The sequence below is a fragment of the Acetobacter oeni genome (assembly GCF_011516825.1).
GTDB lineage: Bacteria > Pseudomonadota > Alphaproteobacteria > Acetobacterales > Acetobacteraceae > Acetobacter > Acetobacter oeni.
In genome coordinates, this window is record NZ_WOTA01000040.1 from 1 (window position 1) to 22596 (window position 22596).

Annotated in this window: 22 protein-coding genes and 2 pseudogenes; 13 read left to right on the forward strand and 11 right to left on the reverse strand. The window is 60.4% G+C overall.

Translation table 11 applies throughout. The features are described from left to right. Nucleotides 1-78: 78 nt before the first annotated feature. Entirely contained in the window at nucleotides 79-447 is a 369-nt protein-coding gene (locus GOB90_RS19590) for an IS630 transposase-related protein (RefSeq protein ID WP_173572167.1), read from the reverse strand. A gap of 130 nt (nucleotides 448-577) precedes the next feature. Between GOB90_RS19590 and GOB90_RS16755 the strand changes: the two are divergent. Further along, nucleotides 578-1381: pseudogene (locus GOB90_RS16755) on the forward strand (IS5 family transposase). Nucleotides 1382-1447: 66 nt separating this feature from the next. On the opposite strand, the gene GOB90_RS16760 reads toward GOB90_RS16755, so the two are convergent. Then, the gene (locus GOB90_RS16760; RefSeq protein WP_198912639.1) at nucleotides 1448-2230 is read right to left on the reverse strand and encodes an IS5 family transposase; all 783 of its coding nucleotides are present in this window, start codon (nucleotides 2228-2230) and stop codon (nucleotides 1448-1450) included. A 236-nt stretch (nucleotides 2231-2466) separates the two neighbouring features. On the opposite strand from GOB90_RS16760, the gene GOB90_RS16765 reads away from it, so the two are divergent. The 4 genes from GOB90_RS16765 (at nucleotide 2467) to GOB90_RS16780 (ending at nucleotide 4195) form a co-directional block, all read left to right on the forward strand. Further along, nucleotides 2467-2946 (forward strand): transposase, encoded by a 480-nt coding sequence (locus GOB90_RS16765; RefSeq protein ID WP_146892007.1) that lies wholly within the window; start codon nucleotides 2467-2469, stop codon nucleotides 2944-2946. 255 nt (nucleotides 2947-3201) lie between these two features. After that, nucleotides 3202-3381 (forward strand): hypothetical protein, encoded by a 180-nt coding sequence (locus GOB90_RS16770; protein WP_146892010.1) that lies wholly within the window; start codon nucleotides 3202-3204, stop codon nucleotides 3379-3381. A gap of 68 nt (nucleotides 3382-3449) precedes the next feature. Then, nucleotides 3450-3620 (forward strand): hypothetical protein, encoded by a 171-nt coding sequence (locus GOB90_RS16775; RefSeq protein WP_173572168.1) that lies wholly within the window; start codon nucleotides 3450-3452, stop codon nucleotides 3618-3620. A gap of 11 nt (nucleotides 3621-3631) precedes the next feature. Next, nucleotides 3632-4195 carry a HutD family protein gene (locus GOB90_RS16780; protein ID WP_173572169.1) on the forward strand — a complete coding sequence of 188 codons (564 nt, stop codon included), beginning with the start codon at nucleotides 3632-3634 and terminating at the stop codon, nucleotides 4193-4195. Nucleotides 4196-4286: 91 nt separating this feature from the next. On the opposite strand, the gene GOB90_RS16785 is transcribed toward GOB90_RS16780, so the two are convergent. The 6 genes from GOB90_RS16785 to hutI form a co-directional block, all read right to left on the reverse strand. Then, a complete protein-coding gene (locus tag GOB90_RS16785; RefSeq protein WP_242012122.1) occupies nucleotides 4287-5012 on the reverse strand; it encodes an alpha-hydroxy acid oxidase in 726 nt (241 codons plus the stop codon). Then, nucleotides 4954-5352 (reverse strand): alpha-hydroxy-acid oxidizing protein, encoded by a 399-nt coding sequence (locus GOB90_RS16790; RefSeq protein ID WP_146892018.1) that lies wholly within the window; start codon nucleotides 5350-5352, stop codon nucleotides 4954-4956. Before GOB90_RS16790 ends, GOB90_RS16785 begins: the two co-directional genes overlap by 59 nt. Continuing rightward, nucleotides 5349-6896, reverse strand: coding sequence for a histidine ammonia-lyase (hutH, locus tag GOB90_RS16795; protein ID WP_146892021.1), 1548 nt, complete (start codon nucleotides 6894-6896; stop codon nucleotides 5349-5351). Before hutH ends, GOB90_RS16790 begins: the two co-directional genes overlap by 4 nt. Before the next feature lie 5 nt (nucleotides 6897-6901). Beyond that, entirely contained in the window at nucleotides 6902-8587 is a 1686-nt protein-coding gene (gene hutU / locus GOB90_RS16800) for a urocanate hydratase (protein WP_194300973.1), read from the reverse strand. Nucleotides 8588-8695: 108 nt separating this feature from the next. Further along, nucleotides 8696-9421 (reverse strand): histidine utilization repressor, encoded by a 726-nt coding sequence (gene hutC / locus GOB90_RS16805; RefSeq protein WP_146892024.1) that lies wholly within the window; start codon nucleotides 9419-9421, stop codon nucleotides 8696-8698. A gap of 77 nt (nucleotides 9422-9498) precedes the next feature. After that, entirely contained in the window at nucleotides 9499-10731 is a 1233-nt protein-coding gene (hutI, locus tag GOB90_RS16810; RefSeq protein ID WP_146892027.1) for an imidazolonepropionase, read from the reverse strand. 95 nt (nucleotides 10732-10826) lie between these two features. Here hutI and GOB90_RS16815 point away from each other — a divergent pair, with 95 nt between their 5' ends. Beyond that, nucleotides 10827-12209, forward strand: coding sequence for a formimidoylglutamate deiminase (locus GOB90_RS16815; protein ID WP_146892031.1), 1383 nt, complete (start codon nucleotides 10827-10829; stop codon nucleotides 12207-12209). Between the two features lie 15 nt (nucleotides 12210-12224). Beyond that, the gene (gene hutG / locus GOB90_RS16820) at nucleotides 12225-13022 is read left to right on the forward strand and encodes an N-formylglutamate deformylase (RefSeq protein WP_146892034.1); all 798 of its coding nucleotides are present in this window, start codon (nucleotides 12225-12227) and stop codon (nucleotides 13020-13022) included. A gap of 206 nt (nucleotides 13023-13228) precedes the next feature. Here the strand turns inward: hutG and GOB90_RS16825 are convergent, their stop codons facing one another. Beyond that, nucleotides 13229-14863 (reverse strand): amidohydrolase, encoded by a 1635-nt coding sequence (locus tag GOB90_RS16825; RefSeq protein WP_146892038.1) that lies wholly within the window; start codon nucleotides 14861-14863, stop codon nucleotides 13229-13231. Nucleotides 14864-14890: 27 nt separating this feature from the next. Beyond that, nucleotides 14891-16294: a purine-cytosine permease family protein gene (locus tag GOB90_RS16830; protein ID WP_146892041.1), complete on the reverse strand. Its 1404-nt coding sequence runs from the start codon at nucleotides 16292-16294 to the stop codon at nucleotides 14891-14893. A 410-nt stretch (nucleotides 16295-16704) separates the two neighbouring features. Here GOB90_RS16830 and GOB90_RS16835 point away from each other — a divergent pair, with 410 nt between their 5' ends. The 6 genes from GOB90_RS16835 (at nucleotide 16705) to GOB90_RS16855 (ending at nucleotide 22337) form a co-directional block, all read left to right on the forward strand. Then, nucleotides 16705-17682: a zinc-dependent alcohol dehydrogenase gene (locus tag GOB90_RS16835; protein ID WP_146892045.1), complete on the forward strand. Its 978-nt coding sequence runs from the start codon at nucleotides 16705-16707 to the stop codon at nucleotides 17680-17682. Further along, complete coding sequence (locus GOB90_RS16840) at nucleotides 17679-18155, forward strand: SDR family NAD(P)-dependent oxidoreductase (RefSeq protein WP_146892048.1); 477 nt, start codon at nucleotides 17679-17681, stop codon at nucleotides 18153-18155. The genes GOB90_RS16835 and GOB90_RS16840 overlap by 4 nt, the downstream gene beginning before the upstream one ends. Nucleotides 18156-18242: 87 nt before the next feature. Next, on the forward strand, nucleotides 18243-18407 hold the full coding sequence (locus GOB90_RS19365; protein WP_242012124.1) for a hypothetical protein: 165 nt from the start codon (nucleotides 18243-18245) through the stop codon (nucleotides 18405-18407). Nucleotides 18408-18419: 12 nt separating this feature from the next. Then, entirely contained in the window at nucleotides 18420-19589 is a 1170-nt protein-coding gene (hisD, locus tag GOB90_RS16845; RefSeq protein WP_261766020.1) for a histidinol dehydrogenase, read from the forward strand. Next, on the forward strand, nucleotides 19586-20911 hold the full coding sequence (locus tag GOB90_RS16850; protein ID WP_146892051.1) for a hypothetical protein: 1326 nt from the start codon (nucleotides 19586-19588) through the stop codon (nucleotides 20909-20911). Before hisD ends, GOB90_RS16850 begins: the two co-directional genes overlap by 4 nt. A gap of 13 nt (nucleotides 20912-20924) precedes the next feature. Next, a complete protein-coding gene (locus GOB90_RS16855) occupies nucleotides 20925-22337 on the forward strand; it encodes a purine-cytosine permease family protein (protein WP_242012126.1) in 1413 nt (470 codons plus the stop codon). Nucleotides 22338-22498: 161 nt separating this feature from the next. Here the strand turns inward: GOB90_RS16855 and GOB90_RS16860 are convergent. Further along, a pseudogene (locus GOB90_RS16860) lies at nucleotides 22499-22596 on the reverse strand (IS5/IS1182 family transposase); the annotation flags it as partial.

Consider the following 22596-nt stretch of genomic DNA (forward strand, 5'->3'; position numbering starts at 1 on the left):
TAAACGCACCGCCTCGTGTCAATACTCAGCCTTGTAAACTCGTCCCATTCCACGTCTCCTTCATGACCAGCTTCGGTCTTAAAGGTCCGGAACTAAACCGTGACACGTCCATTTTTTGAATGTCCAGCCGCGTTGCCGTAGCCACCGGCTGAGCATGCCGCGGCCGATCCCGACGTCCCGTTCACTTCTCAGGCGCACCATCATCTCGTTGAGTGTGATGTCTTTCTGCGCTTTGATCATGCCGGCAATGAAGGTTTCATGCCCGTCCAGCCGTGACCCACACGGTTTGCCCTGGCGGCGTGCCGTCTGCTCGCCGCTTTCACGCTCACGACGCAGCCATCGGATCGCCGTCGAAATCCCGACCCCGAACCGGGCCGCCACCGAACGGGCCGATGCTCCAGCCTCCAGAACCCGTACCCGAAGATCGTCACCAAATGCCCGCGCCATCCACCCTCTCCATCAATAGAAACGGTGAATCACAATGCGCCTCAGGTGTCACCTAAACGATCCAGAGTTCAGTGGAACCGCTCTAGAGGGTGTTATGTACTTTCCTGTGGAAGTGTTGCAGAACATCTGGTTGAATACTTCCTGCAAATCGTATCCGTCTGATATCAGCGACGAAGAATGGTGCCTGATAGTTCCGTATCTTCTTCTGATGAAAGAAGACGCGGAACAACGCCATCATGATCTACGGGAGTTGTTCAACGGGTTGCAGTATGTGATCCGTTACGGCATTGCGTGGCGGGCGATGCCGAACGATCTTCCGCCATGGACTGCGGTTTACCAGCAATCCCGGCGCTGGATGGAAGCGGGCTGTTTCGAGGCTGTTGTCCACGATCTTCGGGCTGTGCTGCGCCTGGCCGCAGGCAGGAAGGCTGAACCGACAACGGCGATCATCGACAGCAGGACACTGCGTTCAACCCCGGAAAGCGGGGCACGGTCTGGCTATGATGGCGCGAAAAGAAAGAAGGGATCGAAGCTGCACATGGCGGTCGACACCCTGGGGCATCTTCTGGTCCTGCACGTCACTCCGGCAGACAGGGACGATCGGGCAGAAGTCGGTCCGCTGGCGGAAGCCATCCGGCAGGCAACAGACGGCAACGTTGAACTGGCATGGGCCGATCAGGGCTATACCGGATCAAAAACTGCGAAGGCGGCAAAAGAGCAGGATATCACTCTCGAAATCGTCAGGCTGCCTCAGGCAAAACGTGGTTTTGTGTTGCTGCCCTGACGATGGATCGCAGAGAGATCGTTCGCATGGGCAACACGGTGCAGAAGGCTCATAAAAGACTATGAGCGCTGTGCCTCAACTCTCGCTGCAATGCACACCATCGCTTTCGCTGGTTTCATGCTGAAAAACGCAGCCAACCTGCTCATGTAAAGTGCATAACACCCTCTAGGCAATGGCGGTAAAGTGGATCTGGATGGCGGCTTTTGCGAGACCGCATCATCGCATCCGACGCAGGCCGTAGCTACGCTTCCATGTCCCGAAGATCTTCTCGATCCTGCTCCGGGTCTGATGGACCGCGTCGTTCCATGCCTTCAGCCGGGCGAGTGTTTCGCGCTCGTCGCGTCCCCACATCGCCGTTGCGGCGACGCGAAGCGTTCCGCCTTTCGACCGGACTGTATCGCGGAAGTGATTGCCGCGACAGGCGCTGTCGGCAGAGACTTCTCCAGGGTCGTCGGGCACCGCGTCAGGACCCGCGCGTCCATCGTTGATATTGGCCGGCGTGATCGCGATCCGTTCGACCAGAACGGGCGTGGCATCAGCGCCGACATGGGCCTTGAAGCCATACACGGCTCGCTTTCCCTTGTGCTTGACCCAGCGTGCCTCGTCGTCACGCTCCGTCTGGGACGCGATGATCGTCGCATCGACGATCGTGCCGGTCCTGATCCGGATCGCCCGCGCTTTCAGCTGGACCATCACGGCTTCAAATAGCGCCTGGTCGAGCGACGAGCGGGAGGCCAGTTCACGGTGGAATCGCACAAAGGTCGTGCGCTCCGGGGTGGGTTCGTGCGCGGAAAACCCGCAGAACCGACGAAAGGATGTCCGGTCGTCCAGCGTCCCGGCCAGCCTGACGTCCGAAAGGTCATACCAAACGGCAAGCAGCATCGCCCGGAACATCGACAACGGCGGCCATGCGGCCTCTTCCTTTGTCGTGGGATACAGTGACGCCAGTATAGCGGCGATCGGCTGCCAGTCGATCAGGGCAGCGATTTTATCCAGCAATGATGGCGGCCGATCGGCCTCAAGAACTCAGGACAGTCCTGACCGATCGACCGGTGCGCCATCGTCATTCTCCACCCTCAATATCAGCTGCAAGAGAATCATCAATATCACCCGCGCACAGGTCTCATAAGGTTCGAACAAGCAGCCGTATTGAAAGAACAAGGGTATTCTCATCAGTAAATCGCCAGGCTGAAGGATGCCGAAATGCTGTCCAACTCTGACGGGAACTCGTCAACATGGTGTTCATGGGAAAGTCTGGCATCGTCCGCCTGTGGCTTGGCTCACGGCAAGTCAAACCGCCCACAACGAATGCGGCGCATAAAAAACCCATATCATTGGATCGAAAACCTGCTCGCTTGCTCTTGTCAGATCCAAAAACATACGCTGAGAAGGAGGGCCGGTTTCTCTTGCAGTTGACCAATGCAGAAGCTGAACTTGCCGCAGCTATCGGCTGGACAAAAAAGATGCATCAGCTTTTGTGCAAAAAATCCGAAGCGGACCTCGCTCTCCTGATGAAGGAAAGCAAAACGACAATGCTCTCTCATTTTGTCACAGGATTGCAGCGTGACGTTAAGGCCATTATGGCTGCCCTCAAAACGCCGTGGACAACCAGTCCCGTCGAAGGGCAGATCAGCAAATTGAAGACAATCAAGCGCACCATGTTCGGGCGGGCAAGCTCCCAAATCCTCCGCGCCCGCATCCTGCACGCCATCTGAAAAATCTGCACGCTTTGTAAGGAAAAACCCACTTCTCACGGGCATTCAACAACCTGCACGTAACGCTGACAGAGCGATATCGAATGATCGGCAGCCCTGGCGTTCACACACACACGCACAGTGCGGGAGTCTATAAAAAGGGGGGAGGCGATTAGGCTATCGGACGATCCGGGGAGGTCCGACCTCAGCCGGGGTCCTGGGCGTTCCGGCGCGTGGTCTGGCTCTGCAAAAAAAGTGCATGTACATCATATGGATATGGCGGCAGAAACCGCTTCGGGCTCAGCCGGATCGGGCTATACCGGTATTTCCATGGAAGCGAGTGTAATGATGTTCGCGCTGACGAAAGTGATCTACGTTACGAAAACGGATATAGAGGGATCGGGCATTACCGCGACGATTGCCGGGCCTGCTGGCGACGGCGATTTTTCACTGTGATACTGATCTCTCCCCTATGCCGAGGTCGTTGCAAAGACGCATGGACCGGAAATTTATCGCGGGGGATTATGTCCGGATGGATTGGTGATGGCGAACAGGGAGCTGGTCCGGTGAGGGTGGAACTCATGACCGGGGAGCGTGATCCGGTTGCTCATGAGGTGCTGCGCCCCGGCAGGCGGATACCTGATCCGGGGGGAGTTCTGAATCCGGGTGAGATGCAACCATCTGCTCTCGTATGAGCATAAGGATAGTGTCACTCAATGATTTTCCTGTCCGTCGCTGGCGTAACGGGCGGGGGATAACGCGTGAGATTGCGGCGGGAACGGCTGCTGATAACGCCGCGGGCATCGGGTGGCGCGTCAGTCTGGCTGATATCACGGAGGAGGGGGCATTCTCTCTGTTTCCGGGTTTTATCCGGACGCTGGGACTGGCGTCGGAGGGGATGCTGACTCTGACGGGCATCAGACGCGATGCGTGTATTCTGCGCAGTGCAGGAGAGACCGTTCGCTTTGACGGTGCGATGCCGGTGGAAGCGTGTTGCCACGGGCGTCCGGTTCGGGCGTTCAATCTGATGATGGGGCCCTCTGTGATCGGGAAGATGGCGTTGCTGAGGCAGTCCGTGACGTTTGCGCCGGGGGCAACCTTGTTTGCACTACCGCTGTCAGGGGCGTGGACATTCGAAAATAATGTGGTCCGAATGGGAATGATACTCACGGCGACCCGTGGCTGCCGGCCGGTCGCTCTTATGACTGAAAGTCCGGATGCTGCGGCGCTGGCGGTGACGATTTCGGGCGAAAGCAGCGGGCTGCGCTGAAACAGCACACGGAACGTGTGGCAGGGCGCCTGGCTCCGGGTGTCTGACCTCCGGGATCGGGCCCTGGTTACCGGACTTGTGGCTGCCGGGATCAGAATTTCCAGAGCATGTCGCGACCGGCTGTCCGGATCGCTTCGATGTCGCACAGACCAGCGAGGGCCATGACATCGCGGATTTCCTGTGCCAGCGTATCCAGCGCCGCGCCAACGCCGGGCGCGCCTCCGGCTGCGAGCGCCCAGGCCCAGGGACGACCGATGGCCACGGCGGTTGCGCCGAGCGCCAGAGCGGTGACGACTTCGCCGCCTCGACGGATGCCGCTGTCGAGGCGGCCGCCGTGGTTCGAGACGATGATCCCGTCGGCGCCGGCATCAACTGCCTGAACGGCATCGTCCGGATGCATGATCCCCTTGACGATGAGCTGACCCGTCCAGTTTTCACGGAGCCATGCGAGATCGTCCCGGTTCAGGGTCGGGTCGATCTGTGCGGCGACGTCACGGGCCTGGGCCATGACTCCACGTGATGTCGTATATCTGTCGATATTGCCGACGGTAGGGATGCTGCCGCCCGCAAGACCCGCGAGCCAGGCCGGGCGCCCTGCCAGGCCGAGCATCTGCGACAGGGTCGGACGTGAAAGATGGCGGAATCCGTTGCGAATATCTCGTTCCCGGATGGGCGTTATGGCGGTATCGACAGTGACGATTATGCTTTTGATGCCGCAGCCTGCGGCGCGGGCGAGCATGTCGCGCGTGATGGCGCGATCACGCAGCACGTAGATCTGGGCCAGGAGGCCGGCGCCGGTCGAGGCGATTTTTTCCATGGGCGCGATGGAAAAGGTTGAGACGCCCACCCCTGGCCCCGCGTTGTGCGGCGGCATAGGCGGCGCCGGGTTCCCCGTGGGCGTGGAACATGCCGGCGAAGCCGACGGGTGCAAGAAAGACCGGCATAGTCCAGGCGCTGCCGAAACAGCGGGTCGTGAGGTCGATGGAGCAGACATCACGCAGGCCGCGCTGTATGATGGCCCATCGCCTGAAGGCCTCGCGGTTGCGGGCTATGGTGTATTCGCCGTGTGCGCCGCCGTCGATATAATCGGCGAAGAGGCGCGGGAGACGACGGCGCGCTTTTGCTGAAAATACGGAAAACGCGCCGTCGTCTGTCATGCAGCCTCTACGGTCGGGAGTTTCAGGATATCGGAGAGGACAGTTGTCAGAACGCCTGCGGAAATGAGCGCGCCGGCCACTTCCATATCCGGTGTGAACAGACGATCCTGCGCGAAGAACGGCACATGCTGACGAAGTACGGCGGCGGCCTGCGTGAGCGGTGTGGAGGAGGTCAGCGGGACAAGGAAATCCAGGCCCTGGACCGCCGCGAGGTATTCGATGCCGAGAATGGTGCGCACATTGTCGTTGATATCAGTGACGCGGCGGGCTGCAAATGTCGCCATGGAGACGTGGTCTTCCTGGTTGGCGGACGTTGGCAGGCTGTCGATGCTGGCCGGGTGCGCGAGGGTCTTGTTCTCGGACGCCAGAGCGGCGGCGGTGACCTGCGCGATCATGAAACCGGAGTTCACGCCGCTGTCGCTGACCAGGAAGGGCGGCAGGCCGCTCATGCCTGCATCGACCAGCAAAGCGAGGCGACGCTCGGCGATGGAGCCGATTTCCGAGACGGCGATGGCCATAAGATCCGCGGCGATGGCGACCGGTTCGGCGTGAAAGTTGCCGCCGGAGATCATTTCATCCGTGTCGGGGAAATGGACCGGATTATCGGAGACGGCATTGGCTTCGATCAGCAGGACGCGCGCGGCGTGGCGCAGGCTGTCGAGGACTGCCCCCATGACCTGTGGCTGGCAGCGGAGGCAGTAAGGGTCCTGCACGCGCTCGTCGTCGATCTGATGGGAAGCGCGAATGGCGGAGCCTTCCATCAGTTTGCGATAGACACCGGCGCACTCGATCTGTCCCTGCTGCCCGCGCAGGCTGTGCAGGCGCGGATCGAATGGGGCATCGGTGCCGCGGGCGGCGTCGAGTGTCAGGGCGCCCGTGACCAGTGCGGCCTGGAAAAGCTGCTCGGCGTCGAACAGGCCGACGAGGGCCAGCGCGGTTGAGGTCTGGGTGCCGTTCAGCAGGGCGAGACCTTCCTTGGGGCCGAGCACGACGGGCTCCAGTCCGGCGGCGCGCAGGGCTTCGGCTCCGGGCAGGCGCTGCCCCCCGAAGAAAGCCTCGCCTTCACCGATCAGAACGGCTGTCATGTGGGCGAGCGGCGCGAGGTCCCCTGAGGCGCCGACAGACCCTTTTTCCGGGATCACGGGGATCACGCCACGGTCGAGCATATCGAGCAGAAGCTGCACGACCTCCGGCCGCACGCCGGAGAAACCACGTGCCAGGCCGTTTGCCTTGAGGAGGAGGATCAGGCGAACAACCCGTTCCGGAAGCGGTTTGCCGATGCCGGCCGCGTGGCTGAGAACGAGGTTGCGCTGGAGGTCGCGCAGTCTGTCATCCGGGATACGGGTTTTCGCCAGCTTGCCGAAGCCTGTGTTGACGCCATAGACGGCGGCGCCTCCGGCGACGATGCGGTCAACGGACCGGGCGGCGGCGGTCAGTGTCTCCGTGGCACCCAGGGCCAGTGTGACGCCGGTGTTTTCGAAGACGAAGCGGCGCAGGGTCCGCAGATCCAGTGTACCTGGGTGCAGAACGAAATTTTCGTCCATCTATCTCAGGCTTTCGTAATCATGGGCAGGTTGAGCCCTGTTTCGCGGGCGCAGTCGATGGCGATATCGTAGCCGGCATCGGCGTGACGCATCACGCCAGTTGCCGGATCGTTCCATAGCACGCGCTCTAGGCGTTTCGCGGCGTCTTCGGTGCCATCGGCGACGATGACCATGCCGGCGTGCTGCGAGAAGCCCATACCGACACCGCCGCCGTGATGCAGCGACACCCATGTGGCGCCGGACGCGGTGCTCAGGAGGGCGTTGAGCAGCGGCCAGTCCGAGACGGCGTCCGAACCGTCACGCATGGCTTCCGTTTCGCGATTTGGGCTGGCGACGGAGCCGCTGTCGAGGTGATCGCGGCCGATGACAATCGGGGCTTTCAGTTCGCCTTTTGCGACCATTTCGTTGAAGGCAAGTCCGAGACGGTGGCGGTCACCCAGGCCCACCCAGCAGATGCGGGATGGCAGGCCCTGGAAGTGAATTTTCTCGCGGGCCATATTGAGCCAGTTGTGGAGATGCTTATCGTCCGGCAGCAGTTCTTTCACTCTGGCGTCGGTTCTGAAGATATCTTCCGGATCGCCGGACAGTGCTGCCCAGCGGAACGGGCCGATGCCGCGACAGAAGAGCGGGCGCATATAGGCGGGAACGAAGCCCGGGAAAACGAAGGCGTCTTCGCAGCCAGCTTCGAACGCCATCTGACGGATGTTGTTGCCGTAATCGAAGGTGGGGATGCCCGCGCGGTGAAAGGCGACCATGGCTTCGACGTGAAGTTTCATGGATTCCTTTGCCGCTTTCTCGACGGCGGCCGGACTGGTGATGCGCATTTTTTCAGCCTGGCCGAGGGTCCAGCCGGCCGGAAGATAGCCGTTCAGCGGGTCGTGCGCGGAGGTCTGGTCGGTTACGCCATCGGGGCGGATGCCGCGGCGGACGAGTTCCGGGAACACGTCCGCCGCGTTGCCGAGCAGGCCGACGGAGACGGGTTTGCCGCTTCGGCAGGCGGCGTCGATGATTTCCAGCGCTTCGTCGAGTGAATCAGTGCTGCGATCGAGATAGCCGGTTTGCAGGCGCTTTTCGATGCGGCCCGGTTCACATTCGACGGCCAGCATGGAAGCGCCGGCCATGACGGCTGCCAGAGGCTGGGCGCCGCTCATGCCGCCGAGGCCGCCAGTCAGAATCCAGCGCCCCGTCAGATCGCCGCCGTAATACTGACGGCCCATTTCGACGAAGGTTTCGTATGTGCCCTGCACGATGCCCTGGCTGCCGATATAGATCCAGGAGCCGGCGGTCATCTGGCCGTACATCATGAGTCCGGCGCGGTCGAGTTCGTTGAATTTATCCCAGTTCGCCCAGTGGGGAACGATATTTGAGTTGGCGATCAGAACGCGGGGGGCATTTTCATGAGTGCGAAAGACGCCGACGGGTTTGCCGGACTGGACGAGCAGGGTCTCGTCGGCTTCGAGCGCTTTCAGGCTCGCGACGATACGGTCGTAGCATTCCCAGTTTCTGGCGGCGCGGCCGATGCCTCCATAGACGACCAGTTCGGACGGCTTCTCGGCCACTTCGGGGTCCAGATTGTTCATCAGCATGCGCATGGCGGCTTCTGCCTGCCAGTTCTTTGCCGTAATGTCCGGGCCATGGGCTGCACGAATGATACGATCATTGGAAAGATGGGACAAGATCGGGCTGCTCATGACGTCACCTTGGATGTACTTGTATATACATCCATCTGCCGCATGGAGAATACCCATGTCAACCTGAAATCGTAACGATTTTCCAGAAATCCGGAAGCGCAATAACGATCAGGGACGATAGCGGCCCACAAAACTGAAGCGACTGCCGGAATAGGTGAAGATTCCTTTCATCACGACGCGCCCTTCGACCCAGGTGCGCCGCATCAACTGAAGGCAGGCTTCCGGTTCGTCCAGTTCGAGAAGATCGCAGATGTCAGCATTGGGTGTTACGGCGAAGACAACATGTTCGATCTCCTCCGGGCGGGCGATTGCGTTGAGGTGCCGGTGCGGGTGGGTTTCGGTAAAATCCTGCTCGGGATAATGCGGGGCGAAATGCGGGGAAACGAAGCGTTCCTCGACCTGGAGGGGCGTATCATCCTCGTAATGGACGATGACGGAGTGAAAGAGACGGGCGCCGGGACGCTGCTCGAAGGTCGTGGCGAGATTGGCATCGGCGCGGATGGTATCGAGGGTGATGATTCGCGTCGTGTGAGTATGGCCATTTGACGCAATATCCTCGGCGATATCACGAAGTTCCAGGAGCTCGACACGCTTTGGCGGCTCGGCGACGAAGGTGCCGACACCCTGAGCGCGCGTGACGAGACCGTCCACGCTGAGTTCACGAAGGGCTCGGTGAACTGTCATGCGGGACACGCCGAGGCGTTCGACGAGTTCGCTTTCGGAAGGAAGGCGCTGTCCGACGCCCCACTCTCCTGTTTCGATCCGTTCGGTGATGTAGAGCTTGACCTGTTCATAGCGGGCAGCGGGTTTATCTTTGCCTGAGAACAGCAACACAGCGTTTTACCTTACATACGAATATCAGTAGTCCATACTGGCATAAATGAGTGGACTTTATCCACCTCACCGGGGGTTCAGTCTGGAATACCGGCAAAAATACGGGCTGAGGGTTTGACGCCTCCGATCCAGTAAGAGAGTTCGTGCGGCCCGGCGACATCCCAGAGCACCATATCGGCGGCCATGCCAGGACGCAGCCTGCCGGCTGTCTCGGCCAGCCCCAGGGCTTTCGCGGCGATGTGCGTATGTCCGGCCAGCGCTTCTCCCGGGGTTAGTCTGAAGAGGATGCAGGCCATATTCATGACGCCTGTCGGTGTCAGGATCGGTGATGTTCCGGGATTGCAGTCTGTTGCCAGGCCCATCGGGACGCCGTGTTTGCGAAAGAGTGCGACCGGGGGCAGTTTCTCTTCACGCACGAACCAGAACGCGCCGGGGAGAAGCATGGCGACCGTTCCGGCTTCGGCCATGGCACGCACGCTCTCTTCGTTTGCGTATTCGACGTGATCCGCTGACAGCGCATGCCATCGCGCGGCGAGGTGACTCCCCTGCAGATCGGACATCTGATCGGCGTGCAGGCGCAGAGGAAGACCAAAGCTGCGGGCCGTCTCGAAAATGCGCTCGATTTCGACGGGTTTAAAGGCAATGGTTTCGCAGAAGGCATCCACGCTGTCTGCCAGCCCGGCTTCGGCGACGGCGGGGATCATATCCTCGCAGAGATGCGTCACATAGTCGGCCTGGCGTCCTGCGAATTCCGGCGGGAGCGCATGGGCGCCCAGGAAGGTCGTGTGAACGCGCACGGGGAGATGTCTTCCGACGGCGCGGGCGACACGAAGCTGCTTGAGTTCTTCTTCCGTTGTCAGGCCGTATCCTGATTTTATTTCGATGGTGGTTGCACCGTTTTCGATCAGACGGCGTACGCGTCCGAGTGTGACGCGGAGGAGTTCTTCTTCGCTCGCGGCGCGAGTGGCGCGGACTGTGGAGAGGATTCCTCCTCCCCTCCGGGCGATATCCTGATAGGAGACACCCTGAAGCCGCTCGGCGAACTCGCCGCTCCGGTCTCCGCCGAAGACGAGATGCGTGTGCGGGTCCACCAGACCGGTCGTCATCCACTGACCGTGGCAGGAGATAACGTCCACGGCGAGGCTCGCCGGTTCGGCAGGAAGGTCGGACCGGCTGCCGACCCAGGCAATAACACCGTCTTTCGCCGCGATGGCGCCATCCCGGATGGCGCCGAAATCATCGCCTCCGGGCCTGCCGGTTCCGCAGGCGTCGGTCGCCAGGCTGACGTCGATCCATAACCGATCCCACATGGCCTTCTCCCGGAAGCTTTGCTTGACCTTAAACGTCTATACATGCCTAGTTTCAACATTGCCGCGGCGCAATGATATTCAGGGTACGCAGTTTTATGTCTCATCTGGCAGGCTCCCGGACCATTTTCGCCAGACAGGCTCTCCTGCCGGATGGCTGGCGGCGCGACGTGACCCTGCGCTTCGACGCCGGTGGGCATTTCACTGCAATCGGATGTGACTCTCAGGCAGAGCCTGGCTGCGAACTGGCGGATATTGTGCTGCCTCCCGTGCCGAGCCTGCATTCGCATGCGTTTCAGCGGGCGATGGCGGGGCTGACGGAGACGCGTCACGATCCGGCGGATTCGTTCTGGACTTGGCGTGAGCAGATGTATGCTCTGGCGAACAGGGTTGGTCCGGATGCGCTGCGGGCGATTGCGGCGCAGCTTTATGTGGAGATGCTGAAAGCCGGATTCACGCAGGTTGCGGAATTTCACTACCTGCATCAGGCGGTGGACGGGACGGCTTATACGCGGCGGGGCGAGATGGCGCTGAGCGTGATTGACGGCGCGTTGCAGGCGGGGATCGGGATTACGATGTTGCCGACGCTGTATTGTCATGCGGGCTTTGGCAGAAAGCTGACGCCGGAGCAAAAGCGTTTTGCGGGAGACCCTGAATTCATTGCTTGTATTATTGAACGTATCGCAAAACTTCATGATGGCGAACCGCGTGTCGCGACCGGTGTCGCTCTGCACTCGTTACGGGCGGCTAGCGCGGCGGATATTCGTGAGATGCTGCGGCTCACGCCGGGAGATATGCCGGTTCATATTCACATTGCCGAGCAGATGCGGGAGGTTGAAGACTGCGTGGCGTTTCTCGGGCGCAGGCCGGTGGAGTGGCTTCTGGATGAATTTCCTGTCGATCAGCGCTGGTGCCTTGTGCATGCGACGCATCTCGACAGCGAGGAGATGGTCCGGCTGGCGCGATCCGGCGCTGTGGCGGGACTGTGCCCGGTTACGGAAGCCAATCTGGGCGACGGATTTTTCCCGCTGGGCGGCTACATCGATGCCGGGGGGCGTTTCGGTATTGGCAGTGACAGCAATGTTCTGCTCAGTGTCGGCGAGGAACTCAGGCTTCTTGAATATGGACAGCGGCTGCTTTCGCAGAAGCGGTGTCGCGCGCTGCCGTCTGACAGGAGCGGGTCGGTCGGCGGGTGGCTTTACAGGCAATCGCTGCGGGGCGGCGCGCAGGCATGCGGGCATGACGGCGGGGCGCTGGCGGTCGGTCGGCGCGCCGATCTGCTGACCATGCGAGGGGATGATCTTTCTCTGCCGGGACTGGAGGGCGATCCGGTTCTTGACAGTGCGATTTTTGCCCGTCCTGCCCTGCCTGTTTGCGATGTTCTTTGCAGCGGTGCCTGGGTGGTGCGTGCCGGACGACACATTGACGAAGAGACGATCGGTGCCGCGTTTCGTCACACCGTCGGAAAACTGAGAGCCTGATCTGGAAATGAGCGCATGAGTTCTTCTGTTTTTACCTTCACGCCAGGCACGACGCCGGTTCTTGTGGCCATTCCTCATGCCGGGACGGCGCTGGCCCCCGGCATGGAGGCGCGCATGACGGATCGCGGCAGGCTGTTGTCTGACACGGACTGGTATATGGAAAAACTCTACAGCGGGGCTGGCGATTCCGGATCCGGGATGATCCGTGCGTCATATTCCCGTTATGTCATTGATCTCAACCGGGGCCCGGATGATGCAACGCTTTATCCGGGACGGCCGAAAACGGGGCTGGTGCCGGAGCTTGGGTTTGACGGGGCGCCGATCTATCTGGCCGGGCAGGCACCAGATGAAGCTGAAATTTCGGAACGTCGCGTGCTTTTCTGGCAACCTTATCATGATGCGGTGACGGAGGAACTGGCCCGGCTTAAAGCGCAATGGGGCTGGGCGGTGCTCTGGGACGGACATTCCATCAAAACCGAGGTGCCCCGGCTGTTTGAGGGAAAGCTGCCTGATCTGAATTTCGGCACGAATGAAGGGGGCTCCTGCGCATCCTTGCTGATTGAAGCCGTAATGACTGTTGCCCGTGAGAACGGCTCTTATTCAGATATTCTGAACGGTCGTTTCAAAGGCGGCTACACCACGCGGCATTATGGTCAGCCGCAGGATGGCATCCATGCGATCCAACTTGAGAAGGCACAGCACATCTATCTTGCTGATGAAGAGGCGCCGTGGCCGGTCGATGCTGGCAAAACGGAGAAGGTTGCGGATCTGATCGGGAAGATGCTGCGCCGGGCCGCACGCTGGCGTCCCTGAGCGTTTCCGGGATCTTTCTTGCCCGCCCGGCAAAGGTCGCGGACCTTTGCAAAGGCTCTGTTCGCGTTAAGTGCCGGCATCTTCTCGGGGCGCTGCCCTGAAACCCGCCAAAGGTCACAGACCTTTGGAAACCGGCTTATTTATAGGTGAAGGGGTCTGCGACCCCTTCCGGGTTCGGGCGGAGCCCGGCTGATTTCATACAGAGGTCAGTCTCCGGAGCCCTGCGTCTGCGTGTTCCGATAAACGATGCGTCCTTCGACGACTGTCATCAGAACGGGCAATTCATGCAGGCACTCGACGGGGGTCTGTTCGGGATCGGCGGCGAGTATCGTGAAATCCGCCGGGCGCCCTGTGGCGATGCATCCTTCGCTGTCCTCCCGAAGGCAGGCCCAGGCACCTCCGGATGTACAGGCTTCGACGGCCTCGCGGACGGTGATGGCCTGTTCAGGCACTAAAGCCGGGCCGCCCTCCAGGCTGCGGCGCAGAACGGCTTTGCGGATGCCGCGGAGAGGAGAGAGCGAGACGATCGGCCAGTCCGTTCCGAACGCCATTGCAGCGCCTGCGTTGAGAAGTGAGCGCATCGGGAAGGCACACGGCAGGTCTTCCGGGCGAACGCGCTGTGCCCAGACGCCTTCCATACCCATCCATTCATCCGAGGATGCGACCATGACGGGCTGCAGGCTGGCAATGGCCCCGATTTCCGCGAAACGGGGAATGTCGTCCGCATCGGGAATTTCGACGTGTTCCACGCGGGGGCGCAGCTTTTTCGATGCGTCCGGTTCCGCGGCGTAAGCGTCGAGCGCGAGTTTAATGGCGCCGCTGCCGATCGCATGGGTCCATACGGGGAACCCGGCCCGGAGCGCTTCTGAAACGGCCGTGCGATAAAGCGCGGGGTCCCATATGAGTGTACCGGTTTCGTCGGGGCGATCGGCGTAGCCCCGCGGCATGTAGCCGGTATGAGATTCCAGCACGCCGTCGAGAAAGAATTTGATCCCGTCGAGGCGCAGAAACGAAGTGTTGTATTGTGCGCGAAGGGAACGGATTTCGGCGAGCCGGTCTTCGGAAAAAGCCGGGGGCCGCATTTCGGACATCATCCCGATGCGGCAAGTCAGTTCTCCCGCACGCTCCAGTTCCGAGAGAAGCGGCAGCAGCTCTTCGTCATAGGCGGCGCTTTCCACCCGGGTAATGCCGCAACGCGCGATGTCTTTCAGCGCCAGCATCATGCCGGTGCGGCGTTGTTCCGCACTCATGGGCGGGACGCACGCCTGCACCAGTTTTGCGGCTTCCTCTTTCAGCCAGCCGGAGGGCGTGCCGTCCGGGCGTCGGACGATTTCGCCGCCTTCGGGGTCCGGCGTGGACGCGTCGATGCCGGCTGCCTGAAGAGCGGCGGAGTTCGCCCATGCGGCGTGCGCCATGCCGGAAGCAAGAAAGACGGGCCGATCCGGGACGACGGCGTCGATCAGGGCGCAGTCGAAGCCGGTTTCCGGCAGATCCGGATATCCGTAGCTCCACTCATGACCGATCAGCCAGGCGCGATCCGGATGAGCATCCGCGAACGCCGCAACGCGTCCGACGACCTCGGTCAGGCTGCGGGCGTCACGCAGGCCGATATTGGAAAGATACTGCGCTGCCATCAGTAAATGAAGATGACTGTCAATAAATCCTGGCAGCACGCAGGCGCCGTTCAGGTCGATTATGGTCGTGTCGGGTCCGCAATGTCCCCGGACGACGGCGTCACTTCCAAGAATGCTGACGCGGCCCTCAGTGATTCCGATCGCGCCCTGGAGGCGGCTCTGATCGGGAAGAACGATCAGAGCATTCAGAAGGGCAGTGTCCGGCATAACTGGTTATCCGTCAGGTCGTTGCGTTTATTTCGGGAGGACGGTCTGCGCTGCGACAGGCAGGGCGCGTGTGTTGAAGCGGCGTTCCGTGGCGATGTAGAGCGGGGTGGTCAGGCAGAGGCTGACCACCCATGAGATATCGACGCCGCCGAGCATGCGGGCGACCGGGCCGGTGTAGAGGCCACTCGACAGGAACGGGATCTGGATCAGTATCCCGAAGACGTAACAGGCCAGAGCGGGTTTATTGTAGCGGCCGTATTTCCCGCCATCACGCGCGAAGAAGGAGGCGACGTCGTAGTCTCCGTGGTGGAGCACGTAATAATCGGTCAGATTGATCGCGGTCCATGGAATCATGACTGACATCAGCAATTCCAGAAACTCGCTGTACGCGGCCATGAAGCTGCCTGCCATCAGGGTGGCCATGCAGAAGGCCAGCAGGAGCAGGACAGCGGTGACGATCATGCGTTCGGCGCGGTCATAACGGCGGTCAGGGGTGAAGGTCTGTGCGACGGTGAGTGACGAGAGGGCGCCGCAATAGATGTTCATGGCGTTGGCGACGGCGATGCCGAGCGAGAGGGCGACGATGACCGGAAGAGCCCAGCCATCGAGCAGACCGGCCAGCGTGGCGACGATGGCGTGACCGGCGGCGAGGATGCCGACAACGGCCCCTAGTGTCATGGCCAGCACGGAACCGAGGACGGAGCCCAGGAAGCAGGCGATGAAGGCCTGTTTCTCTCCGGTTTTACCGGGCGGCAGGTAGCGCGATGAGTCCGACACATAGGGCGCGTAGGCGATCTGCCAGAGCGCGGTTGTCGAAATCGTGCTCAGGATGCCGTGTGAGGTGATATGTCCGGCATCCGGGTGCAGGACGGTTCCGCCGAATTTGAGTGATACCCGGATGATGCAGAACATGATGGCGATCCCGCAGGCGAAGCTCATGAATTTCGCGGCGAGATGGATCATTCTGTAGCCGAGGAAGGCGGGGATGACGGAGAGGATCTGGATGATCATGATCGCGCTCAGGCGGTTCATATGAGGGATGATGCTTTGCAGGCCCTCTGCGCCGAGGATCAGATTGGATGCGGCGAACCCGACATACATCAGCACGATCAGCGCCGTGACCGGAGCGGCGCCGATCAGACCGAACTGTCCCCGGGTCTGGACCATCTGCGGGACGCCCAGGCGCGGCCCCTGGGCGGCGTGCAGGGCCATGAAGATGGCGCCGGCGAGATTCCCGGCCAGGATCGAAATCAGGGCGGGACCGACGGGCAGACCAAACACCGTCGTGGAGAGCGCGCCGGTCACGACGGTGAGCATCATCAGGTTGGGGCCGAACCAGACGGTGAAGAGATCGAGCGGCCTGCCATGACGCCGGTTCAGCGGGATCGGATAGATCGTCTCGGCTTCGGCGGCACTGAGTGAATCGGTCATCTTTATTCTGCGTCTCCATATCCCGTTATCACCGCGGGTAGCGTGGCACGGGGCGATCCGGCTCACCACCCACAAACAGTCCGGCGACGTATCGAAACGATACGACACCATTTCCTGAATAAATACAGTGCCATGGTGCAACGTATTTTCTTATGAGCTGAAGCGGAAAAGCTGAGGATACCGGACCGGGTGAAACGTTCTGTTTGCCGCCCGTCTTCGTGCCTGCCGGATCTTCTGTCTTCCTGTTTGTCAGTCACCGGGAGGGCGCGGACAGGAGCAGCAGGCACCCGGACCGGGGCTGATTATAATGTTGCTCTCTTGTGTAGACAACAGGAAGCCAGGCAGACTTATCGCGAAACCGGAACATTCGGGAACGCGTTCCAATAACACCAGATTTAAGGTCGGATACCATGCAGGCGGTACGTTTTTATGGAATCGGTGATCTCCGTGCCGAAACGGTGCCCTGCTCTTCCCTGACGGGGGATGGCATGTTGCGCGTCCGCGTTATTGCGGCGGGAATCTGCGGTTTCGATCTGCATAATTTTGAAACAGGCCACTGGGTCGGCCGTCTTCCGGTAACGCCAGGGCATGAATTCGCAGGCGTCATCATGGAAACACGCGGCGCGTGCGGGGATATGAAGCCTGGTCAGCATGTCGTGGCGGACTCACGCGTGGGATGCAGACATTGCACGGCCTGCCGGAAGGGGTCGCCCAATCTCTGTTTACAGCCGGGGTTTCTTGGTGAGGTGTCGGACGGAGGTTTTGCTGAGGATGTGGTTCTTCCGGCGTCGCAGGTGTTTCCCGTGCCGGCTTCGCTGCCTCTGCGCTTTGCGGCGCTTGCCGAGCCGCTGTCTGTTGCGCTCCATGCGATCAGCCGTCTCTCGCCGGCTTCCGGGGCTCCGGTCGTCGTTTGTGGTGGCGGCACGATCGGCGGGCTGTCGGCGCTCGTGCTCGCCCGACGCGAGCATCCGGTGCATGTCGTCGAGCGTCATCCTGGCAGGCAGACTTTGTTGCGGGAGGTCTTCGGGTCTGACGGGCCGGCCTTTGTTCTGGATACGACCGGATCGGCTCAGCTGGTCGATACGGTTGTGCCGCTTATCGGACGGGGCGGCACGCTGGTTCTGGCAGGGCTTTTTCGACAGTCGCCCTGTCCTGACTTCAATCTGATTGTCGAGCGCGAGATTGATCTGCGCGGTGTCAGTGCCTTTGCGGATGAGATGCATGAGGCGATTGCCCTGTTGCCACTGCTTGCTGACGACCTGGAGGCTTTCATTACGCCGAGGATTTCTCTGGCGGATGTTCCTGGCACCTGCGAGCGCCTGCTTGCGGGCGGGGAAGTGAAGTTAAAGACGCTGATTGCGCCGAACGGAATGGATTATGGCTGGTGACTGAGAGACCCGAACTGTTTTCTGTTGCGGGAAAGGTCGCCGTTGTAACGGGCGGCGGTCGGGGGCTGGGGCGTGCGATGAGCCTGCATCTGGCAGCCTGCGGGGCGCGGGTCCGGATCGGGAGACGGGATGGGGAGCAACTGCGTTCCGTGTGTGACGAGGCGGCGGCACGCGGCTGGTCCGTGTCGCCTTTTAGGCTCGATGTTAGTTGCCTGTCGTCCGTTCGGGCGGCTTTCTCTGCTCTGGCCGGAGAGGTATCGTGCGTGGATATTCTCGTCAACAATGCCGGTGTGGAGGATGTTCGCGCTTCTGATGACGTGGATGAGGCACTATGGGACCGCCTGGTCGATACAAATCTCAGGGGCGCATTCTTTGTTGCACAGCAGGCGGCGCGGCTCATGAAACAGGGCAGGTTCTCTACATTGATGGCGGCATTCTGTCGGAGCTCTGAAAAATTGTATAGGGAAGTATAGATATACTCTTGCGCCATGCGGCTGATCGTTATTAGGCTTGCGAAATGACCCATGTTGTCGGGTCGTGCGCAGGAGATTTCAGATTCCATGCCTCAGCCCATCAGCTTTCATGATCTGACAGACGCAGCGGAGATCCCTCCGACGCTGCTTCGTCGCACCGAGAGCGATCTCAGTGTTTTTATCGAGCGTGTGAAGCCTGTTATCGAAGAGGTTCGCACCGGCGGTGATGCGGCGCTGCGCCATTTCGCGTAGGCCTTCGACAACGTGACGGTTCCCGACATGAGCATCCGCGCGACAGAAGAGGAATTCGAGGCCGCATTCCATTCTGTCGCGCCGGACGTTATCCGCGCCATTGAGTATGGCATTGAGAATATCCGGCGCTTTCATGAGGCGCAGAAGCCGGAAGAAAGCTGGATGGTGGAGGTGCGGCCCGGCATCTGGGCCGGGGATCGCTGTCTGCCGATTGAGTCGGTTGCGTGTTATGTCCCGCGTGGAAAGGGGTCTTTTCCAAGTGTGGTGAACATGACCGCCATTCCGGGCAAGGTGGCGGGCGTGCCGCGTCTGGTCATTGTGACGCCGCCGGCTTCGGACGGGCGTGTAGATGCCGGCACGCTTGTGGCGGCGCGTCTGATCGGTGTGGACGAGGTTTATAAATGCGGCGGCGCTCAGGGCGTTGCGGCTGTCGCTTTTGGCACGGAGACGGTTCCTGCCTGTGCCAAGATTGTCGGGCCGGGCAGCCCGTATGTTGTCGCGGCCAAGCGGCTGCTTTCGGATGTGATCGATCCCGGCGTACCTGCCGGGCCGAGTGAGGCTGTCATTCTCACGGATGACAGTGTCGATCCGGAGATTGCGGTGCTGGATCTGCTGATTGAGTCTGAGCACGGGCCGGATTCTTCGGCCTGGCTGGTGACCAGCAGCCGTCGGGTGGCGGAGGCGGTAATCGCGGCTCTTCCCCGGCACTGGGCACAGATGGACGAAAAGCGGGCCGGCTTTTCCCGCACGGTTCTCACGGGAGCCCACGGAGGCGTCATTCTGACGAAAGACTTTGATGCTGCTGTCGCTTTTACCAACGCTTATGCGCCTGAGCATCTGGAGCTGCTGACGGTCGATCCGATGGCTGATCTGGGGCGGATCACCAATGCGGGCGAAGTTCTGCTCGGATCGTCTTCGCCGGTGACGCTGTGCAATTATGTGCTTGGCCCCAATGCCGTTCTTCCGACCGGCCGCGCCGCGCGCACGCATTCTCCACTTTCAGTGCATGATTATATGAAGCGGATGTCATTCGCCCGCGTCGCACCGGAAGCCTATGCGGAAGCTGCGGCCCATGCGGAATGTTTTGCGACGTATGAGGGTTTTGCGACGTATGAGGGTTTCGCGGCGCATGCGCGGGCGGTTTCCGCGGCACGGCCTCTGCCTCCGGTCATGAAGCGGTGACCGGAGAAGCGATCAGTGTTTCCGCCGCCCTGGCTGCGGTGCGCTCTGGGGACATTCCGCAAGCGCGGGCTGTCATAGCGGCGCTGGTGGAGGAAGAGTTTGGCTTTTCTGTTCAGGTGGTGACAATCGGCGTTGATGGTTACAGTCTGAACTCTGTTAACGGGTTTATCGACTCCGCACAGAAGGGAACGTCTTTCTTCAAATTTCATCATGAGGAAAACGAAGAAACAGTTCTGGAAGAATTTTATCGCGGCGAGATTCTCCGCGATGCCGGGTATCCGATTGATATGCCGGTTTATGTCAGTCGCAGGCCTGGTCGCCAGATTCTGCTTTACCGAAAGCGGGATACGCCGAAATTTGCCGATGTGGCCAGGGCCGTTGACGCGGGCGGTGCTTCTGATCCTCTGCGCGGCGTGGCGATCGCGGCGCAGGAAGAGCTGGATACGCTTACCTCGTCGATTTACCGGGACAGCTGGCATGCTGTTACGGACGCGGAGAGCGCCGGGGAACCGATCCATCAGCTTTTTTATCATCGTCTGACGGATGCGAACGGGGCACCCGACAAGCCGGGCGGCCGCGCGGCACGGTTTTTTCGAGGCGACCGTGTTTTTAATCTGCCCGGCGCGACATTATCCGGTTCCGATCTGTGCGGGCTGCGCTGGCGGATCGACGGAGTGGACTACGACCGGACGATAGCGGCGTGTTTTCATACGAGCCTGCGGGCGCTCGCTCCGGCTCATCTGGCCCGGAGCGGGGGTGTCGTGGCTCATGGCGGTGCTCACAATGCCAATGTCTGGTTCGGGGCTGACGCGGAACAGGCGCATCTCTGCTTTTTTGATCCGGCGTTTGCCGGGCGGCATGTTCCTGCCCTTCTTGCCGAAATCAAGGCGACATTTCACAATATTTTCGCGCATGCCGACTGGCTGTATCATCCCGATGTACTTGCCGCGAAACCAGTGATGAGGGTCGAAAACCAGACGGCCATCGTAGAGACCGGGTGGTCGCTGACGCCTTTGCGCCGAAGTTTTCTGCAAGGAAAGGCGAAGCGGCTCTGGCGGCCTTTGCTCGGTGAACTGCATGAACGCGGGGCATTGCCTGAGAACTGGCGGGAAACGATACGGTGCGGCCTGTTCTGCTGTCCGACACTGGTCCTGGATCTTTGTCCGGGTGCCGGACGCCATACGCCACACTCCGCGCTGCTTGGTCTGAGCATCGCCGTGATGTGCGGGGCTGAGCCACAGGCTCACGGAGCGGACCCGGTTGCACGGTTTCTCGATGCCATTGATCCGCTTCTTACCCAGCCGGATTTTGAAACGATCTGAAGGACGCCGCCCCTTGCTGACGACACGCGCATTACCGCCCCGTGAGAGCAGGCGGAGCATCGCCGTTGAGACCGAGACGATCTTTCCCGTGCCGGAGGATCGGCGTCATGGCAATGCACGGTCACTCTGCATGGTGTGGATCGGCGCCAATCAGAACATCATGGCGATTCTGACCGGAATGATTTACGCCAGAATCTGCCATCTTTCTCTGGGCTGGTCTATGATTGCGATCCTGGCCGGCAATTTTCTTGGTGGCATCTTCATGGCGCTGCATGCCGCGCAGGGCCCGCATCTGGGGATTCCGCAGATGCAGCAGACACGGGGGCAGTTTGGCGCGCGTGGCGGCCTGCTGGTCGTCGGGCTGGTTATTTTTATGTATACAGGCTTCACCGCAACGCTGCTTGCGATCGGGCGTGAGCAGGCTCAGAGCGCTTTTGGTCCTGCGGCGGGACAGAGTACCGTCTATATCTCGGCTTTTATTATTTGCGGACTCTGTGTTCTCGGGCATGGCATTATCGAGCGTTTTGTCTCTGGTTTTACGTATATCGCGGCTTTCAGCTTTATCGTTCTGGCGCTGATTTACGCGTTCGGGCCGTCTGGCAGGCCGGCGCTTCCGCTATGGCAGATGCCGGATCTGCATGATTTTGTCGCCGCGCTCTCCATCGGAGTTTTATGGCAGATTGCCTATGCACCGTATGTGTCTGACTACACGCGCTACCTGCCCCGGCAGACGGGAGAAAAAACGGCGTTTTATGCGTGTCTGGCGGGCAGCGTTCTCGGCACGGCGTTTCCCACCGTGATCGGCGCGTATATTGGCAGCACTGGGTTTCCGGGCACTATTTACGATGCGGTCGGACGGATTTCTCCCGCGCTTCCGGTTGCACTTTTTCTTATTCTGATTATTTCCACCCTGACCAGTTGCACGATGCAGATTTATTGTGCGGCGCTCTCCAGCCTCACTTTTGTCCATACATTCCGACCGGACTGGGAGCCATCTCACCGGGCGCGCGGGGTTGCGGCAGCGCTGCTGCTGGCGGCTTCCGTCGCGATTACGGTCAGTCTGAGTGGCAGCGCGCTTGAGATTATCAACAATTTTATCGAGTTGCTGCTGGCTGTGCTGTCACCGTGGACGGCGATCAATCTGGTTGATTACTATCTCGTGCGGCATGGTGAATATGACATTCACTCCTTATTCCGTGCTGATGGCGGGATTTACGGACTGGTCAACTGGCGGGCGATGATCTGCTACCTAGCGGGCATTGTGGTGCAGATTCCGTTTCTCGCGAACGCGCTTTATACCGGCCTGATCGCGCAACATCTTGGTGGCGTCGATATTTCCTGGATTATAGGCATTCTTGTGCCCGGCGTGCTTTACCTGGCCCTGTCCCATGGCGTTAAGATGAAAAGCAACGTGTCTCCCGACTGACGGGACCAAGCTGCGCTAACCTCAGCTTTTCCTAAGAACGGCTTCGTATATATTTTCTTTATCGAAACGTTCCAGAAGTCGAATATCTCTCTAGTTGCCTCTTTTTTGCACGGAAGGGACGTCATGCTCCATCCAGCCGACGCCGGGCCTAAGAGCCTGAATCAGAAAGCGGTTTGATTGATTTTTCGCAGAACTCTGCGGATATGGGCAATCATCAACCATGCGCAGGATGACGAGATTGTTGTCTCGACATCCTTCG

Bases quoted from the DNA above. Each gene is read 5' to 3' on its own strand.
- hutI (WP_146892027.1), bottom strand. From the start codon at position 10,731: ATGTGGGATCGGTTATGGATCGACGTCAGCCTGGCGACCGACGCCTGC.
- GOB90_RS16835 (WP_146892045.1), top strand. From the start codon at position 16,705: ATGCAGGCGGTACGTTTTTATGGAATCGGTGATCTCCGTGCCGAAACG.
- GOB90_RS19365 (WP_242012124.1), top strand. From the start codon at position 18,243: ATGCCTCAGCCCATCAGCTTTCATGATCTGACAGACGCAGCGGAGATC.
- GOB90_RS16790 (WP_146892018.1), bottom strand. From the start codon at position 5,352: ATGACAGACGACGGCGCGTTTTCCGTATTTTCAGCAAAAGCGCGCCGT.
- GOB90_RS16825 (WP_146892038.1), bottom strand. From the start codon at position 14,863: ATGCCGGACACTGCCCTTCTGAATGCTCTGATCGTTCTTCCCGATCAG.
- GOB90_RS16770 (WP_146892010.1), top strand. From the start codon at position 3,202: ATGGCGGCAGAAACCGCTTCGGGCTCAGCCGGATCGGGCTATACCGGT.
- GOB90_RS16775 (WP_173572168.1), top strand. From the start codon at position 3,450: ATGTCCGGATGGATTGGTGATGGCGAACAGGGAGCTGGTCCGGTGAGG.
- GOB90_RS19590 (WP_173572167.1), bottom strand. From the start codon at position 447: ATGGCGCGGGCATTTGGTGACGATCTTCGGGTACGGGTTCTGGAGGCT.
- hutG (WP_146892034.1), top strand. From the start codon at position 12,225: ATGAGTTCTTCTGTTTTTACCTTCACGCCAGGCACGACGCCGGTTCTT.
- GOB90_RS16830 (WP_146892041.1), bottom strand. From the start codon at position 16,294: ATGACCGATTCACTCAGTGCCGCCGAAGCCGAGACGATCTATCCGATC.
- hutU (WP_194300973.1), bottom strand. From the start codon at position 8,587: ATGAGCAGCCCGATCTTGTCCCATCTTTCCAATGATCGTATCATTCGT.
- GOB90_RS16815 (WP_146892031.1), top strand. From the start codon at position 10,827: ATGTCTCATCTGGCAGGCTCCCGGACCATTTTCGCCAGACAGGCTCTC.
- hutH (WP_146892021.1), bottom strand. From the start codon at position 6,896: ATGGACGAAAATTTCGTTCTGCACCCAGGTACACTGGATCTGCGGACC.
- GOB90_RS16785 (WP_242012122.1), bottom strand. From the start codon at position 5,012: ATGGAAAAAATCGCCTCGACCGGCGCCGGCCTCCTGGCCCAGATCTAC.
- GOB90_RS16765 (WP_146892007.1), top strand. From the start codon at position 2,467: ATGGTGTTCATGGGAAAGTCTGGCATCGTCCGCCTGTGGCTTGGCTCA.